This is a genomic window from Streptomyces violaceusniger Tu 4113 (assembly GCF_000147815.2).
Lineage (GTDB): Bacteria > Actinomycetota > Actinomycetes > Streptomycetales > Streptomycetaceae > Streptomyces > Streptomyces violaceusniger_A.
In genome coordinates, this window is sequence record NC_015957.1 from 6,976,412 (window position 1) to 6,992,350 (window position 15,939).

Below are 15,939 nucleotides of genomic sequence, written 5' to 3' on the forward strand. Positions count from 1 at the left end.
AACGACGGACCATGCGCACAGCACACAGCATCGACATCCCCTTCTGGACCGTGGGCGACATCGCCGTCCACCGCATCGACGAGGTGCTCCTGCCGCCGCAGACCGGGCCGTGGCTGCTGCCCGACGCCACCACGGACGTGGTCACGCGAGAGGACTGGCTGCGCCCGGACTTCGCCGACCAGGAGGGCATCCTGCGCATCGACAGCCACAGCTTCGCCTTCGAGGTGAGCGGGCTGAAGGTGCTCGTCGACACCGGCATCGGCAACGGCAAGACGCGGGCCAACCCCGCCTGGCACGACCTGCACACCGACTACCCGGAGCGGCTGGCCGCCGCCGGATTCCCCCCGGAATCCATCGACTTGGTGATCCTCACCCATCTGCACACCGACCACGTCGGCTGGAACACCCACGAGGTGGACGGCGCATGGGTGCCCACCTTCCCCCATGCGCGCTACCTCACCTCCCGCGCCGAACGGGACTTCTGGGCGGGCTACGACATGGACGAACCGCGCGCGCAGATGTTCCGTGACTCCGTGACCCCGATCGAGGAGGCAGGACTGCTCGATCTGGTCGACGTCCTGGCCGAGGGCACCGAGGTCGCCCCCGGGCTGCGGCTGATCCCCACGCCCGGCCACACCCCCGGCCATATCGCCCTCCAGCTCACCAGCCGCGACCAGACGGCGCTGATCACCGGCGACTGCATCCACCACCCCGTCCAGCTCGCCCATCCCACCATCGGCTCATGCGTCGACATCGCCCCCGAGCAGTCCGAGGCCACCCGCCGCGAACTCCTCGGCTCCCTCGCCGGTACGGACACGCTCCTGCTCGGCACCCACTTCCCGCCGCCCACCGCCGGCCGTGTGATCACCCACGAGAACACCTACCGGCTCTCGCCCGTACACCCGGATGCGCGGTGACCACGGGACGTACATCGAGCGCGGCCCACCCCATCCGGGCGCCCCATCAGGGCAGCTCCGGGCCGCGGTACTCGCTCATCGCGTCGATGAGCCAGCGCGCCAGATAGTCGGCGAACGAGGACCGGGGGAACAGCCGGTACGTCGGGGCACCGTCGACCTGCCAGAGCAGCGCCGCGACGGGCCCCACCGTGGTCGACACCGCGTGGCCGGGGCCGAAGGCCCGGGGGTGCAGGTCCAGCGGGCAGCCCTTCTCCAGCACCTGCCGAGCGGCGGGGCCGCTCAGCTCCAGCGTGGTGCGGTTCGCCGAAACGTCCACGACCGAGCCCGGATCCGCTCCGAGTGCCGCCCGCAACTCGGCGACCACGGCGGTCCCGTCAGCCTGAGAGAGCACGAGCCACTCGTCGGGTCCGAGCCAGAGAACCGTGTGGGAAGCCGAGGCGGTGGTGTGGCCGCACTGCCGTGGAAGTGGCGCCCCCAGGGACTTCTCGATGCGGTCGGCCGCTTCGGAGGCGGGGTCGACGCGCAGGTTCACCATCGTGCTGAACGGCCACTCGGTCAGCGTGACTCCGCGCGGGCCGGTGACGGTGGCGGTGTGCATCCGCTCCGTCAGATGTGCCAGGGGGCTGGTGCGCAGCGCCACCGGGCCCGCGCCAGCGTCTGCGCCTGCGCCTGCGCCTGCGCCTGCGGCATTCGTCGGCTCAGCCATCTCGCCTGGTCCCTTCGGGGTCGTAGAGGACGGTGTCGGCCACCAGGACGGGCACCAGGTCCTCGCCCACCGGGGCGAGGAGGGTCTCGCCGATCCGTGCTCGCCCGTCGGCGACGAGCGCGAGGGCGAAGGGGCGGCCGAGGGCCGGGCTGTGGTAGCTGGAGGTGACGTGGCCGAGCATCGGCACCGGCCCGGCCTCAGGGGTGAGGGGCACGTTCGGCGCGATGAGCTGGGTGCCCTCGGGCAGCCGGGTCCGCTGATCGCTCGGCAGCAGGCCGACCAACTGCTTGCGGTCGGTGCGGGAGGTGCCGGCGCGGGAGTACGAGCGGTTGCCGATGAAGTCCTTGCGCTTGGAGACCACCCAGGACATGCCCGCGTCCTGCGGGGTGACGGTGCCGTCGGTGTCCTGGCCGACGATGATGTACCCCTTCTCGGCCCGCAGGACGTGCATGGTCTCGGTGCCGTACGGGGTGATGTCGTACGGCCGGCCGATCGCGTACACCTCCTCCCAGACCGCCGGGCCGTACCACGCGGATACGTTGATCTCGTAGGCGAGTTCGCCGGAGAAGGAGATGCGGCAGATGCGGGCGGGGATGCCGGAGGCCAGGGTGGTCTCGCGGAAGGCCATGAACGGGAAGGTCTCGTTCGACAGGTCGATCTCGGGCGCGAGATGGGCCACGACCTCGCGCGACTGCGGGCCGACGACCGCGATCGTCGCCCACTGCTCGGTCACCGAGGTGCAGTGGACGTCGAGGCCGGGCCATTCGGTCTGCAGCCACTCCTCCAGCCAGTCCAGGACGGCGGCGGCGCCACCGGTCGTGGTGGTCGTGAAGTAGCGGGTCTCCTCGAGACGCAGCGTCACACCGTCGTCGAAGATCATCCCGTCGGGCTTGCACATCACGCCGTAGCGGGCCATACCGGGCTTCAGCTTCTTGAAGGCGTTGGTGTAGACGCGGTTGAGGAACTCACCGGCGTCCGCGCCCCAGATCTCGATCTTGCCGAGGGTGGAGGCGTCCATGAACGCCACCCCCTCACGGGCCGCCCGGCACTCGCGGGCCACGGCCGTGTCCATGTCCTCACCGGGCCGGGGGTAGTACCGGGGCCGCTTCCACTGCCCGACGTCCTCGAACACCGCCCCGTGGGCGACGTGCCAGGGGTGGATGGAGGTCGTGCGCTCCGGATCGAACAGCTCGCCGCGCTCACGCCCGGCGATGGCCGCGAAGGCCACCGGCGTGTACGGCGCCCGGTAGCCCGTGGTGCCGATCTGCCCGGGTGACGCGCCCGCGCCGAGCGCCTCGGCGATCACGCCGATCGCGTTGACGTTGGAGGTCTTGCCCTGGTCGCCCGCCGTGCCGAGCGAGGTGTAGCGCTTGATGTGCTCGACACTGCGCATACCGGCACCGGTGGACCGCCACACGTCGGCGACGGTGACATCGCGCTGCAGGTCGACGAAGTGGGTGTCCCAGATGGCGGGTTCTCCCTCGGGGCCGGTGCCGGTGCCGGGTGCGGGCACCAGCCACAGTGCGCGCACCGGGCCCGCCGCGGCGCGGGGCCGCGCGTCGCCGGACGGCGGTTCGGGCGAGGCCACCGGGAACCCGGCGTCCGTCGCGGCCCCCGCACCGGCCCGCGCCCCTTCGGCGAGGCAGCCGTCGAGGTCGTACGTCCCCCGGGCCGCGCCGACGATGCGCTGGTCCCGTACGGTGCCGTCGGAGACGAAGGCGACCAGGTCCTCGTCCCAGCGCAGCGTGCCCTGGCGCTGGCTGTGCAGGTGCACCACCGGGCTCCAGCCGCCCGAGACGGCGAGCAGGTCGCAGTCGAACCACTCTGTCTCACCGGTGAGTTGACCCTCGGCGTCGAGGGGCTGGACGGTGACACCGGTGAGCCGGTTCCCGCCCGCGGTGTCGACCACCGCACTGCCCGTCAGCACCCGCACCCCACTCGCCACGGCGACCTCGGCGGCCCGGCGGGACAGCTCGGGCCGCGCGTCCACGACGGCGGCGATGTCGATTCCGGCGGCGTGGAGATCGGCCACCGTGTCATAGGCGCTGTCATTCGTCGTGCTCACCACCGCCCGCGAACCCGGCGCCACCGCATACCGGTTCAGGTACGAGCGCACGGCCCCGGCGAGCATCACCCCGGGCCGGTCGTTGCCCGCGAAGACCAGCGGCCGCTCGTGGGCGCCGGTCGCCAGGACCACCTGGCGGGCCCGGATGTGCCACAGCCGCTGCCGCGAGACGCCTGTGGACGGCTCGGGAGCGTCGGCGCCGAGGTGGTCGGTGCGCCGCTCCAGGGCCAGTACGTAGTTGTCGTCGTAACTGCCGAACGCCGTGGTGCGCCGCAGGACGACGACCTCGGGGGCGGTGTCGAGGGCCGCGCGCACTTCGGCGACCCACTCCAGGGCGGTCTGCCCGCCGACCCGCTCGGTGCGCCCCGAGAGCAGCGAACCGCCGGGCTCGGGCTGGTCGTCGAGGAGGATCACCCGGGCCCCTGAGTCCGCGGCAGCGGCGGCGGCCGCGAGCCCGGCCGGTCCGGCGCCGACCACCAGGACATCGGTGTGGACGTACTTCTTGTCATAGCCGGCGGGGTCGGGACTCGGGTCGAGCCGCCCCATCCCGGACAGCGTCGTGGCGGACAGCCCGTCGTACAGCTCCGCCGTCGTGGCCGGCAGCATGCCCTCGGAGCACGGGCCGTCGATCTGCAACAGGGCGCTGGGCTCCTCGACACCCGCGGCGACGATGCCGCGCGGTCGGCCGCGGTAGATCGACGGGGCGGCCTCGACGCGCCCGTTCGCCAGCATCGCCGAGGCGACGGTGTCTCCGGGGTGCCCGGTCATCTCCCGGCCGTCGACGGTGAACCGCAGCACGGTGCCGCGGTCGACGCGGCCCCCGTGCGGGAGCCGGAATCGTTGGTCGGTCATCGGTTGCCTCCGGCCGGTTCGGCGGGCTGGTGGACATCCGCCCGGCCGGGCAGTTCGGGGCGGGGCTCGTCGAGCCGGTAGGCGGCCAGCACCTCGTAACTCACGGTGTCGCGCAGGACGTTGAACCAGCGGCGGCAGCCGGTGCCGTGCATCCACCGCTCGGCGAAGGGCCCCTTGGGGTTGTCGCGGTAGAAGACGTACGCGGCCCACTCCTCGTCGGTGAGGTCCGCGGGGTTTCCGGGGTAGGGGACGTGGGCCTGTCCCCCGTAGTGGTACTCGGTCTCGTCGCGAGGACCGCACCATGGGCAACTGATCAGCAGCACGATGTCCTCCTCAGTGGGCCACGGCCGCGGCGCCGTGTTCGTCGATCAACGCGCCCGTCGTAAAGCGTTCGAGGGCGAAGGGGGCGTTCAGCGGATGCGGCTCGCCGGTGGCGATGGTGTGGGCGAAGGTCCACCCGGCGGCCGGGGTGGCCTTGAACCCGCCGGTGCCCCAGCCGCAGTTGACGTAGAGGTTCTCGACGGGGGTGGTGCCGATGATCGGGGAGGCGTCCGGTGTGACATCGACGATGCCACCCCAGGTCCGCAGCACATGCGCACGGGCGAAGACGGGGAACAGCTCGACGGCGGCGGCCATCTGCCGCTCGATCACATGGAAGGAGCCGCGCTGTCCGTAGCCGTTGTAGGCGTCGACGCCCGCGCCCATCACCAGCTCGCCCTTGTGCGCCTGGGAGACGTACACGTGCACATGGTTGGACATCACCACGGTGGGGTGCACCGGTTCGTGCAGTTCGGAGACGAGCGCCTGGAGCGGATGGGACTGCACCGGCAGCCGCACGCCTGCCCGCTCGGCCAGCACGCTGCTGTGCCCGGCGGCCGCGAGACCGACCCGGCCGGCGAGGATGCGGCCGCGGCTGGTCTCGACGCCCACCACCCGGTCGCCGTCCTTGAGGAAGCCGGTGACCTCGCACCCCTGGATCAGATCCACGCCCATCTCGTCCGCCCGGCGGGCCAGCGCCCAGGCGACATGGTCGTGCTTGGCGATACCGGCCCGCGGCTGGAAGGTGGCGCCGAGGACCGGATAGCGGGTACGGGGCGAGACATTGAGGATGGGGCAGACCTTGGCGACCTCGTCCGGCTCCAGCCACTGGGCGTCGACTCCGTTGAGGCGATTGGCGTTGACGCGGCGCACGCCCTCGCGGACGTCCTGGAGGGTGTGTGCGAGGTTGAGGACGCCACGCTGGCTGAACAGGAAGTCGTAGTCCAGCTCCTCCGGGAGCCGCTCCCACAGCCCCAGCGCGTGCTCGTACATCGCCGCGCTCTCATCCCACAGGTAGTTCGAGCGGATGATCGTGGTGTTGCGTGCCATGTTGCCACCGGCCAGCCAGCCCTTCTCCAGGACGGCGACATTGGTGATGCCGTGGTTCCGGGCGAGGTAGTAGGCGGTGGCCAGGCCGTGGCCTCCCGCGCCGACGATGACCACGTCGTACGAGGAGCGCGGCTCGGGGGTGCGCCAGAGGAAGTCCGGGTGCTCCGGCAGCGGCGTGGCGGTCATGCCGCGTCTCCGTTCGGGCGGGGCTGGTGAGTCGGGTGAGTCGGGTGAGACAGCCGGGGATAGAGGGGGAAGGCGGTGGCGAGCTTTTCCACCCGGTCACGCAGCAGACCGGTGCGCTCGTCGCCCAGCCGCTCGTCCATCAAGGCCTGCGCGATGATGTCGGCGACCTCCCGGAACTCCGCCGTGCCGAAACCCCGGGTGGCCAGGGCCGGGGTGCCGATCCGCAGCCCGGAGGAGACCATCGGCGGACGGGGGTCGAACGGCACCGCGTTGCGGTTGACGGTGATACCGACGCGGTGCAGCCGGTCCTCGGCCTGCTGCCCGTCGAGGGCCGAGGCGCGCAGGTCGACCAGGACCAGATGGACCTCGGTGCCGCCGGTCAGCACCGTGATCCCGGCCTCGGCCACATCGTCGGCCAGCAGCCGTCCGGCGAGGATGCGGGCGCCGTCCAGGGTGCGCCGCTGGCGCTCGGCGAACTCCTCGCCCGCCGCCACCTTGAAGGCCACCGCCTTGGCCGCGATGACATGCTCCAACGGGCCGCCCTGCTGCCCCGGGAAGACCGCGGAGTTGATCTTCTTGGCCAGGTCGGCACGGCTGAGGATCACCCCGCCGCGCGGGCCGCCGAGGGTCTTGTGCGTGGTGGTCGTCACGACATCGGCGTACGGCACCGGGCTCGGGTGGAGGCCCGCGGCCACCAGCCCGGCGAAGTGCGCCATGTCCACCATCAGATACGCGCCCACCTCGTCGGCGATCCGCCGGAACGCGGCGAAGTCCAGCCGGCGGGGGTAGGCCGACCAGCCGGCGACGATCATCTTGGGCCGGTGGGCGAGCGCGAGCCGCTCGACCTCGTCCATGTCGATGCGCAGACCGGATTCGCGCACGTGGTACGGCACGACGTTGTACAGCTTGCCGGAGTAGTTGATGCGCATGCCGTGGGTCAGATGCCCGCCGTGCGCGAGGTCGAGGCCGAGGATCGTGTCGCCGGGCTGCAGCAGCGCGAACATCGCGGCGGCGTTGGCCTGGGCGCCCGAATGCGGCTGCACGTTCGCGGCCTCGGCGCCGAAGAGTTCCTTCACCCGGGCGATGGCCAACCGCTCGATGACGTCGACGTGTTCACAGCCGCCGTAGTAGCGGCGGCCCGGGTAGCCCTCGGCGTACTTGTTGGTCAGGACCGAGCCCTGGGCCTCCATGACGGCGGCCGGGGCGAAGTTCTCCGAGGCGATCATCTCGAGGGTCGACCGCTGCCGGTGCAGCTCGGCGTCGACCGCGGCGGCGACCTCCGGGTCGAGCTCGCTGAGCGGGAGGGAGAGAGGGGTGGTGACCTCGGTGGGCGGGTTCGCTGCCATGTGCGCACCATCCTGGGAGGCGAACTACTGGACCACTGATCGGCAACTGATATATCAGCCTGTGCGGTAAGGTATGGGAGCTCGCCGGACAGGTCAAGGGGGCCTCATGCGGAACGTGGCGACCGAGCCCGGGGACGGCGAGGAGCTGTCCCTCGCCGAGCGCGCCTACCGCGCCATCCGGGACCGTCTGGTCATGCTCGAGATCCGACCGGGCGCGCCGATCAACGAGGACCAGTTGGCACAGTCCCTCGGCGTCGGGCGGACGCCGGTGCGCGAGGCGCTCAAGCGGCTCCAGTACGAGCGCCTCATCACCACCTACCCCCGGCGCGGCACCTTCGCCACCGAGGTCAACATCACCGACCTGGCCTATATCTCGGAGGTGCGCCAGGAGCTGGAGCCCCTGGCCGCCGCCCGGGCCGCGCGGCGCGCCACCGCCACCGACCGTGCCACGCTGACGGCCCTACGGCGGGAGCTGGAGAGCGTGGATCCGCGCGGGCACGCCGCCGCCGACCTCATGCACCTGGACCTTCAGGTCCACCGCGCCATCTACGCCGCCACGCACAACCCGTACTTGGAGGACACCCTCGTCCGCCACGACAATCTGGCCACGCGCATCTGGTGCCTGTTCATCGACCGCCTGTCCGACGTGGCCGGCCATGTCGAAGAGCACGGACCGCTGATCGACGCGATCGTCGCCGGTGACCCCGACAAGGCGGCGCAGCTCGCCGGCAACCACGTCGAGGGTTTCGAACGGGCCATCCGCGCGGCCATCTGAGACGCCATCCTCCCGACCGGGGGCGGGAGTTCTCCCCGGCCGGTTCTCCCTGGTCTCCTGGTCAGTTCTCCCCGGTCAGTGCGCGGCGCCGCGCTGCCCGTGAACGCCTGTGCCCCCTCCCACAGGGTGGACGGGGCACAGCGGGGTGCGGTCCGGCGGCGTCAGACTCGCGTCGAGTGCTCCGCGTACGGCGACTCCGCCGTGGCTCCCGACATTCACAGCCGGATTGCCGCACCCGTGGACACCCCGCGTTCGGCCGAGAGCTGAGGGATTCGCCGACGCAACGCGACGTGTGAGTTCGCTCCTTGAAGGCACGTCACTTCATTGGTGCGGACCTATTGACGGGACGCGTTCAACTCCCGAAATATATGGGCCGAGAGTCCGGCCGTGACCTTCCGGCCGAAAACCGCATGTCGCGGGCTGCGGCGGCGCCTGTCCGACGGACATGCCCACTGCCGGGGCCCGTCCGCGTCTGAGGAAGGCATCCCCCCACATGAACCACCGCGAAGAATTCACCGCCCAGGACCGCGCGCACCGCCGCCGGCGGCGGACCGCCCTGGCCGTGGCCGCCGTGGCCGCCGTCGCGAGCACGACCGCGGCCGCCTGGGCCGAAAGCCCCGGTCAAGCTCCCAGCGCGGCATCCGCCGCACCCGCCGCCGTGGCCCCCTACCTGTACAACGGATGGGGCAACCCGCCGGACCCGGGCGAAGTGATGGACGCCACCGGCGTCAGTTGGTTCACCCTCGCCTTCGTCCTCGACTCGGGCAACTGCTCCCCGCAGTGGGACGGCAGCCGCCCGCTGACCGGCGGGGCCGACGAGCAGACCGTGAAGGCCATACGGGCCAAGGGCGGCGATGTCGTGCCGTCCTTCGGCGGCGCGAGCGGCGCCAAGCTGGAGCAGTCCTGTGGCGACGCGAAGGCACTCGCCGGGGCCTACCAGAAGGTCATCGACGCCTACGGTCTCAAGGCCATCGACATCGACATCGAAGGCGACGCCTACAACGACCCGGCCGTCCAGCAGAAGACCATCGACGCCCTGAAGCAGGTGAAGGCCGACAACCCGGGGCTGCTCACCTACGTCACCTTCCCCAGCGATCAGAACGGCCCCGACGACAGCATGATCCGCCGGGCCGCCGAATCCGATTTCGCGGCCGATAGCTGGACCATCATGCCGTTCGACTTCGGCGGCGCGGGCCAGAACATGGGCGAGCTGACCAAGCAGGCCACCGACGGTCTGAAGAACGCCGTCAAGGGCGCCTACGGCTACAGCGACGACGACGCCTACCGGCACAGCGGCCTGTCCTCGATGAACGGCATCACCGACGTCAACGAGACCGTCTCCACCGACGACTTCGAGACGATCCTGGACTACGCCTCCCAGCACCACCTGTCGCGGCTCTCCTTCTGGTCCGTCAACCGGGACCGCCCCTGCCCCGGCGCCTACCCGAACGACGACACCTGCTCCGGAGTCGCCCAGGAGCCCCGGCAGTTCACCGGAATATTCGCCCGGTACCAGGGCTGAGGGAGACACACCACCATGACGAACGACACCACGGGGCGCGGGCGTCGCGGACGCCGCCGCATCGCCGGCTGGACCGCCGCGTTCGCCGCGCTGGCCGGCGCCGCAGCGGCGGCGCTGACCGTACCGGCGGCGCACGGCGCGGACGCCGAACCGGACCTCGGTCCCAACGTGCAGATCTTCGACCCGTCCATGTCCGCCCAGGACATCCAGGGCAAGCTCGACTCGGTCTTCGGCGAGCAGGAGAAGAACCAGTTCGGCCAGGCCCGGCACGCCCTGCTGTTCAAGCCCGGCTCCTACGACGTCAAGGCCAACGTCGGCTTCTACACCCAGGTGGCGGGCCTGGGCCTGTCGCCCGACGACACCACCATCAACGGCCAGGTGCACGCCGAGGCCGACTGGTTCGACGGCAACGCCACGCAGAACTTCTGGCGCGACGCGGAGAACCTCGCCGTCAACCCGGACGGTGGCGCGGACCGTTGGGCCGTATCGCAGGCCGCCCCGTACCGCCGCATGCATCTGAAGGGCGATCTGCAGCTCGACGACGGCGGCTGGTCCAGCGGCGGTCTGCTGGCCGACACCAAGGTCGACGGGCAGGTGAAGTCCGGCTCGCAGCAGCAGTGGCTCTCCCGCAACACCGAATGGGGCGGCTGGACCGGCTCCAACTGGAACATGGTGTTCGTCGGCGCGCAGAACGCCCCGGCCGGGGACTTCCCCAACCCGCCGTACACGCGGGTCGACAAGACACCCGTGTCCCGTGAGAAGCCGTTCCTGTACGTCGACGACGACGGCGCGTACAAGGTGTTCGCGCCGGACGTGCGCAAGGACTCGACGGGCACGTCCTGGTCCTCCGGCGCGCCGAAGGGCACCTCGATCCCGCTGGACGACTTCTTCATCGTCAAGCCGGGTGACACGGCCGAGGAGATGAACGCGGCGCTGGATGCGGGCAAGCACCTGCTCGTCACCCCGGGGGTCTACCACCTGGACGCGCCGCTGAAGGTGACCCGTCCCGACACCGTCGTGCTGGGCCTGGGGCTGGCCACGCTGATTCCGGACAACGGGGTCTCGGCGATGACGGTGGCCGACGTCGACGGCGTCAAGCTCGCGGGCCTGCTCATCGACGCGGGCACCGAGAACTCCGAGACGCTGATGGAGGTCGGCCCCAAGGACTCGTCCGCGAGCCACGCCGACAACCCCACCTCGCTGCACGATGTGTTCTTCCGGGTCGGCGGCGCGGGCGTGGGCAAGGCGTCCACGAGCCTGGTGGTCAACAGCTCGAACGTGATCGGCGACCACACGTGGATCTGGCGCGCCGACCACGGTGACGGCGTCGGCTGGGACTCCAACACGGCCGACCAGGGGCTCGTCGTCAACGGCGACGACGTGACCATGTACGGCCTGTTCGTGGAGCACTACCAGAAGCACCAGACCACCTGGAACGGCGAGGGCGGCCGCACGTACTTCTACCAGAACGAGATGCCCTACGACCCGCCGAACCAGGACGCCTGGATGAACGGCTCCACCAAGGGATACGCCGCCTACAAGGTGGCCGACTCGGTCAAGCGCCATGAGGCGTGGGGCCTGGGCAGTTACTGCTTCTTCAGCACCAACAAGTCCGTCACCGCCGAGCACGCCTTCGAGGTCCCCCAGACCCCGGATGTGAGGTTCCACGACATGGTCACCGTCTCGCTCGGCGGCACCGGCACGATCAACCATGTCATCAATGGCACGGGAGGCCCCTCGGATGCGGGCAGCAACGTCGCGAACGTGACCGAGTACCCCTGATCCCCCGGCTTCCCTGACGCACTCGACCAGCTCCACCAGTTCCACCAGTTCGGCTGTGGGGCGCGGGTACCTCGCCCGCGCCCCGCAGGCGGCTGAGCACACGCACGGACCGCATGTCGTTGTCGGATTCCCCTTCGTGAAAGGGCACTGATGAGCGTTTCCCGGCGAGCCCTGCTGACCACCGCGGCCGGTACGGCGGTGGCGGCCACCTCGATCGCTCCCCCGGCGCAGGCCGCGCGGAAGGCTCCCGGCCATGCCGCCACGCTCGACGCGGCGGCGGACTACGCGGTGGCCAAACTGCGCGCGGTCGCACCGGGGGTGAGTGGCTTTCCGGTCGGCACGAAGTTCGAGAAGTGGACGTACTCCCAAAACGGCGACTGGGTCGGCGGGTTCTGGCCCGGCACCCTGTGGATGGCCTGGCTCCACAGCGGCGAGGAGCGGTTCCGCACCCTGGCCCTCGCCTCCGCGGAGAAGCTCGCCCCGCGCCAGAACGACACCGGCACCCACGACCTCGGATTCCTCTTCTCCCCCTCGTGGGTCACCGCGTGGCGGCTCACCGGCGACGACACGTGGCGGGCGGGCGCGATCCGGGCGGCCTCCTCGCTGATCCGGCGGTACAACCCGCAGGGCCGTTTCATCCGGGCCTGGGGAGCGCTGAACGATCCGGCGAACGCGGGCCGGGTCATCATGGACACGATGATGAACCTCGATCTGCTGGCCTTCGCGAGCAGCCAGACCGGGGACGGCAAGTACCTCGACATCGCCGTCGAGCACGCGAGAACCACCCAGCGGAACTTCCCCCGCCCGGACGGGTCGACCCTGCATGTCTACGACTTCGACCCGGCCTCCGGCGCTCCCCTCGGCCCGGGCACCGTACAGGGCTACAGCCCGTCCTCCTGCTGGTCACGCGGGCAGGCATGGGGGATCTACGGATTCACCACGATCTACCGCCGGACCGGCCAGCGGGAATTCCTCACCACCGCACGGAAACTCGCCGACTTCGCCCTGGGCGCGCTGAGCCCGGACCACGTGCCGGTGTGGGACTATCTCGCGCCGCAAGCGCCCCACGACATCAAGGACGCCTCCGCGGGGGCGGTCATGGCCTGCGGCCTGCTCGACCTGTCGCGGGCAACCGGCGAACCGCGCTACCGCGAGGAGGCGCTGAAGCTGCTCACCGCGCTGTCGGAGACCTGTCTGACCAGGAAGTCGACCCGCGCGGATGCGGTCGTGGCGCGCTGCACCCGCAATCGGCCGAGCGAGGACGGCATCGAGATCTCGCTCCCGTACGCCGACTACTACCTGCTCGAAGGCATCCTGCGGGTGCTGCGGCCCGACGACATCGACCGGGCCATCGACCTGTCCACGGTCTGACCCCGCCCCCTCGCCGACCACCTCATCGCTCGCTCTCCAATCCGCCGGGGCCGCCGGTGCGCCGTTCAGGCGCCCGCGGTCACGGCCTTGAGCTCGTCCAGCGATTCGCGCATCACCTGTGACATCCCGCGTTCCTCGGACCCCAGGACCCAGCGCTCGAAGCCGACCTTGAAGACGGCGAGCCCCGCCTCCGCGGCCAGGCTCGCGGCCGGCTCGGCGACGCCGCGTCGGCGCAGGGTGTCGGCGAGCGCGGCCGACAGCGAGGCGAGTTTGATCAGCTCGCGCTCCAGGAGTTCCGCGTTCGCCGTGATCACTGCCTGGCGCTTGCGCGCGAACTCGCGGCGGTCTTCGAACAGCTCGGAGACCGCGTCCAGACCCACCCCCAGCGCGTCGATCGGCGCCGCTGGCTCCGGGGCTTCGGCGACCGCCCGCACGAACCGTTCCTCCAGCTCACCGGAGCCGGCGAACAGCACCTCGCGCTTGTCCGCGTAGTGCCGGAAGAAGGTCCGCTCCGTGAGCCCCGCCCGTCTGGCGATCTCCGCCACGGTGGTCTGCTCGTAGCCGCGCTCGCTGTACAGCTCCAGCGCCGCCTTCGCCATGCGTCCCCGCGCGTCCGGCTGCCACCTACCCATACGCGGATCTTACGCGATGACAGTCCGTGTCATCAGCTGTAGTGTCGATGACAGTAACTGACATCGACACGGTCTGAGGTTTCCCATGCGCATCTTTGTGACCGGCGCGTCCGGCTGGCTCGGCTCCGCTCTCGTCCCCGATCTCCTCGACGCGGGACACCAGGTCCTCGGCCTCGCCCGCTCCGACACCTCCGCCGCCGCGCTCACCACGGCCGGGGCGGAGGTCGTCCGCGGCACCGTCGACGACCTCGACGTCCTGCGGGACGCGGCCATCGCCTCGGACGGGGTGATCCACCTCGCCTTCAAGCACGACATCGCCTTCACCGGCGACTTCCAGGGCGCCGCCGAGGCCGATCGCCGCGCCGTCGACACCTTCGGCGACGCGCTGGCCGGCACCGACCGCCCCTTCGTCCTCGCCGGCGGCCTGGCAGGGCTCGCGCCCGGACGGGTGGCGACCGAGCGGACCATCCCCACGATCGACGGTTCGCCGACCTCGATCCGATCGGCCACCGCCCAGGCGGTGCTCGCCCTCGCCCCACGCGGCGTGCGCTCCTCCGTGGTACGGCTCGCCCCGACCTGTCACGGTGAAGGAGACCAGGGCTTCATGGCGATTCTGGTCGCCACTGCCCGGGCCAAGGGCGTCTCCGGCTATATCGACGACGGCGCCCACCGCTGGCCGGCCGTCCACCGGCTCGACGCCGCACGGCTGTTCCGCCTTGCGGTCGAGAAGGCCCCGGCGGGATCGGTGCTGCACGGCACCGCGGAGGAGAGCGTCACCATCCGGGACATCGCCGAGGTGATCGGCCGCCATCTCGACGTCCCGGTCACCTCCGTGGCGCCCGAGGCCGCGGCCGAGCACTTCACCTGGCTGGGCGCCTTCCTGGGCATGGACTCCCCGGCGTCGAACACCCTGACTCGCGAACTGCTCGACTGGCAGCCGACCCGCCCCGGCCTCCTCGAAGACCTCGACAAGGGCCACTACTTCCACACCCCCGCCGCCACCGCCTGACGAAGGGCCAAGACGCCACCTGCGGCGAAGCCGGCACTGCGCCCCAGTCGCGCCCCGCGCGTCTCAGCTCACGTCACCGGCCGCCGCCCCGGTGGAGTGTTTCACCGTGGCCGCCCCACTGGCGCCGTACCCCGGCCGGGCACGAACACCGATCAGGGCGAGGGCGACAACGGCGGCCACCAGCAGGCCGATGCCACCGACGAGGGCGCAGGTGTGCGGCGCGTCGGTGAAGCTCGCGCCGTAGGCGGCCAGCACCCGGCCGGTGCCCTCGGAGGTCTCCAGGTGCGGGAAACGCACCGGCCTGAGGGTGCGGAGCAGGGGAAATCATCTGTATCGGCTGCTCGGCCGTCACGCCGACGCGCGGACCACGATCCGTCCGGGCACCGGAGCCAGTCCCGCTGTGTCGATGCCGAGGGCGCCTCGGGCGGCGAGCCGCCCGAGGACCTCGGCATCGATGTGGACGGTGGTGAGCGCGGGCGTCGACAGAGCGCCGTACTCGGTCTCGTCGAAGCCGATCACGGCCACGTCCTCGGGCACGCGCCGCCCGATGTCGCGCAGGGCCGTGAGGCTGCGCAGCGCGATGTCGTCGTCGAAGGCGGCCAGAGCGGTGACGTCCGGATGCTCCGCCAGTAACGCCTCGACGGCGGCAGCGCCGGCCTCCCGTGGCCGCGCGACGACGAAGCGCTCCAGGGGCGGAAGGTCCAGTCGCCGGGCGACCTCCCGGGCGAATCCGAGGCGGGCCTCGGTCAGCGGGAAGTCGTGGTCCGGCATGGCCATGGCGACGTGGGTGTGCCCGCGTTCGGCCAGGTAGTCGATCTGCAGGGCGGCATTGGCGGCGAACCCGCTCTCCCAGTCCTCTTCGATGGGCACGTCTGCCTGCATGTAGACCTCGCCCAGCCGGAGGACCGCGCGCGGCACGATGGCGTCGAGGACCTTCCGCGTGGCCTCGGGCGCCCCGTGCCCGTGCCGGACAAGAAGAACGTGGTCATGCTCGGCCAGCTCCTCGTCCAGGCCCCGGACGTAGCTCCGGGAGAAGTTGCCCTCCAGGCCCTGGTCGACGTTGAGCACGACGATGCGCGAAGAACCCTCGCGCAACGCGCGGGCGATCCCGTGCGGGACGTACCCCAACTCGTGGGCGGCTTCCAGGACCCGTTCCCGGGTCGCCACGGAGATCGTCTGCCGCGGGTCGTCGTTCAGTACGAAGCTCACCGTCGCCTGCGACACGTCGGCCGCTTTGGCCACGTCGCTCAACGTCACCCGACCGGAACGCCCCATGTCGGCACACTCCTTCTCCATCGGACCGGGCGCGCCCGCCCGACCAGCGGCCTCACCGAAAGCGGTGTGAGCCGAGCTCTGGGACGATTGAGCGGTGGGGCCGGCCTACGCGAGGACGATGGTGTGGTTGCCG

At 71.1% G+C, this 15,939-nt stretch carries 14 protein-coding genes; 6 read left to right on the forward strand and 8 right to left on the reverse strand.

The features are described 5' to 3' along the window. Nucleotides 1-11: 11 nt before the first annotated feature. Nucleotides 12-917 carry an MBL fold metallo-hydrolase gene (locus tag STRVI_RS28370; RefSeq protein WP_014059068.1) on the forward strand — a complete coding sequence of 302 codons (906 nt, stop codon included), beginning with the start codon at nt 12-14 and terminating at the stop codon, nt 915-917. Nucleotides 918-963: 46 nt separating this feature from the next. Here the strand turns inward: STRVI_RS28370 and STRVI_RS28375 are convergent, their stop codons facing one another. The 5 genes from STRVI_RS28375 to glyA are packed head-to-tail and all read right to left on the reverse strand — an operon-like array spanning nt 964 to nt 7,440. After that, complete coding sequence (locus STRVI_RS28375; protein WP_014059069.1) at nt 964-1,623, reverse strand: sarcosine oxidase subunit gamma; 660 nt, start codon at nt 1,621-1,623, stop codon at nt 964-966. Continuing rightward, nucleotides 1,616-4,540 carry a sarcosine oxidase subunit alpha family protein gene (locus tag STRVI_RS28380; protein WP_014059070.1) on the reverse strand — a complete coding sequence of 975 codons (2,925 nt, stop codon included), beginning with the start codon at nt 4,538-4,540 and terminating at the stop codon, nt 1,616-1,618. The genes STRVI_RS28375 and STRVI_RS28380 overlap by 8 nt, the downstream gene beginning before the upstream one ends. Continuing rightward, the gene (locus tag STRVI_RS28385) at nt 4,537-4,863 is read right to left on the reverse strand and encodes a sarcosine oxidase subunit delta (RefSeq protein WP_014059071.1); all 327 of its coding nucleotides are present in this window, start codon (nt 4,861-4,863) and stop codon (nt 4,537-4,539) included. Before STRVI_RS28385 ends, STRVI_RS28380 begins: the two co-directional genes overlap by 4 nt. Before the next feature lie 10 nt (nt 4,864-4,873). Beyond that, complete coding sequence (locus tag STRVI_RS28390; protein WP_014059072.1) at nt 4,874-6,094, reverse strand: sarcosine oxidase subunit beta family protein; 1,221 nt, start codon at nt 6,092-6,094, stop codon at nt 4,874-4,876. Continuing rightward, nucleotides 6,091-7,440: a serine hydroxymethyltransferase gene (glyA, locus tag STRVI_RS28395; protein WP_014059073.1), complete on the reverse strand. Its 1,350-nt coding sequence runs from the start codon at nt 7,438-7,440 to the stop codon at nt 6,091-6,093. Before glyA ends, STRVI_RS28390 begins: the two co-directional genes overlap by 4 nt. A gap of 106 nt (nt 7,441-7,546) precedes the next feature. On the opposite strand from glyA, the gene STRVI_RS28400 reads away from it, so the two are divergent. The 4 genes from STRVI_RS28400 (at nt 7,547) to STRVI_RS28415 (ending at nt 12,890) form a co-directional block, all read left to right on the forward strand. Then, nucleotides 7,547-8,215, forward strand: a complete 669-nt coding sequence (locus STRVI_RS28400) for a GntR family transcriptional regulator (RefSeq protein WP_014059074.1) — start codon at nt 7,547-7,549, stop codon at nt 8,213-8,215. A gap of 493 nt (nt 8,216-8,708) precedes the next feature. Beyond that, complete coding sequence (locus STRVI_RS28405) at nt 8,709-9,737, forward strand: chitinase (protein ID WP_014059075.1); 1,029 nt, start codon at nt 8,709-8,711, stop codon at nt 9,735-9,737. Nucleotides 9,738-9,752: 15 nt separating this feature from the next. Beyond that, nucleotides 9,753-11,519, forward strand: coding sequence for a hypothetical protein (locus STRVI_RS28410; RefSeq protein WP_014059076.1), 1,767 nt, complete (start codon nt 9,753-9,755; stop codon nt 11,517-11,519). Nucleotides 11,520-11,669: 150 nt separating this feature from the next. After that, a complete protein-coding gene (locus STRVI_RS28415) occupies nt 11,670-12,890 on the forward strand; it encodes a glycoside hydrolase family 88 protein (RefSeq protein ID WP_014059077.1) in 1,221 nt (406 codons plus the stop codon). A gap of 65 nt (nt 12,891-12,955) precedes the next feature. On the opposite strand, the gene STRVI_RS28420 is transcribed toward STRVI_RS28415, so the two are convergent. Beyond that, entirely contained in the window at nt 12,956-13,522 is a 567-nt protein-coding gene (locus STRVI_RS28420; RefSeq protein WP_014059078.1) for a TetR/AcrR family transcriptional regulator, read from the reverse strand. 85 nt (nt 13,523-13,607) lie between these two features. Here STRVI_RS28420 and STRVI_RS28425 point away from each other — a divergent pair, with 85 nt between their 5' ends. After that, on the forward strand, nt 13,608-14,531 hold the full coding sequence (locus tag STRVI_RS28425; RefSeq protein ID WP_014059079.1) for an SDR family oxidoreductase: 924 nt from the start codon (nt 13,608-13,610) through the stop codon (nt 14,529-14,531). A gap of 63 nt (nt 14,532-14,594) precedes the next feature. On the opposite strand, the gene STRVI_RS28430 is transcribed toward STRVI_RS28425, so the two are convergent. After that, on the reverse strand, nt 14,595-14,828 hold the full coding sequence (locus STRVI_RS28430; RefSeq protein ID WP_014059080.1) for a hypothetical protein: 234 nt from the start codon (nt 14,826-14,828) through the stop codon (nt 14,595-14,597). Nucleotides 14,829-14,879: 51 nt separating this feature from the next. After that, entirely contained in the window at nt 14,880-15,806 is a 927-nt protein-coding gene (locus tag STRVI_RS28435; protein ID WP_014059081.1) for a LacI family DNA-binding transcriptional regulator, read from the reverse strand. Between the last annotated feature and the right edge of the window lie 133 nt (nt 15,807-15,939).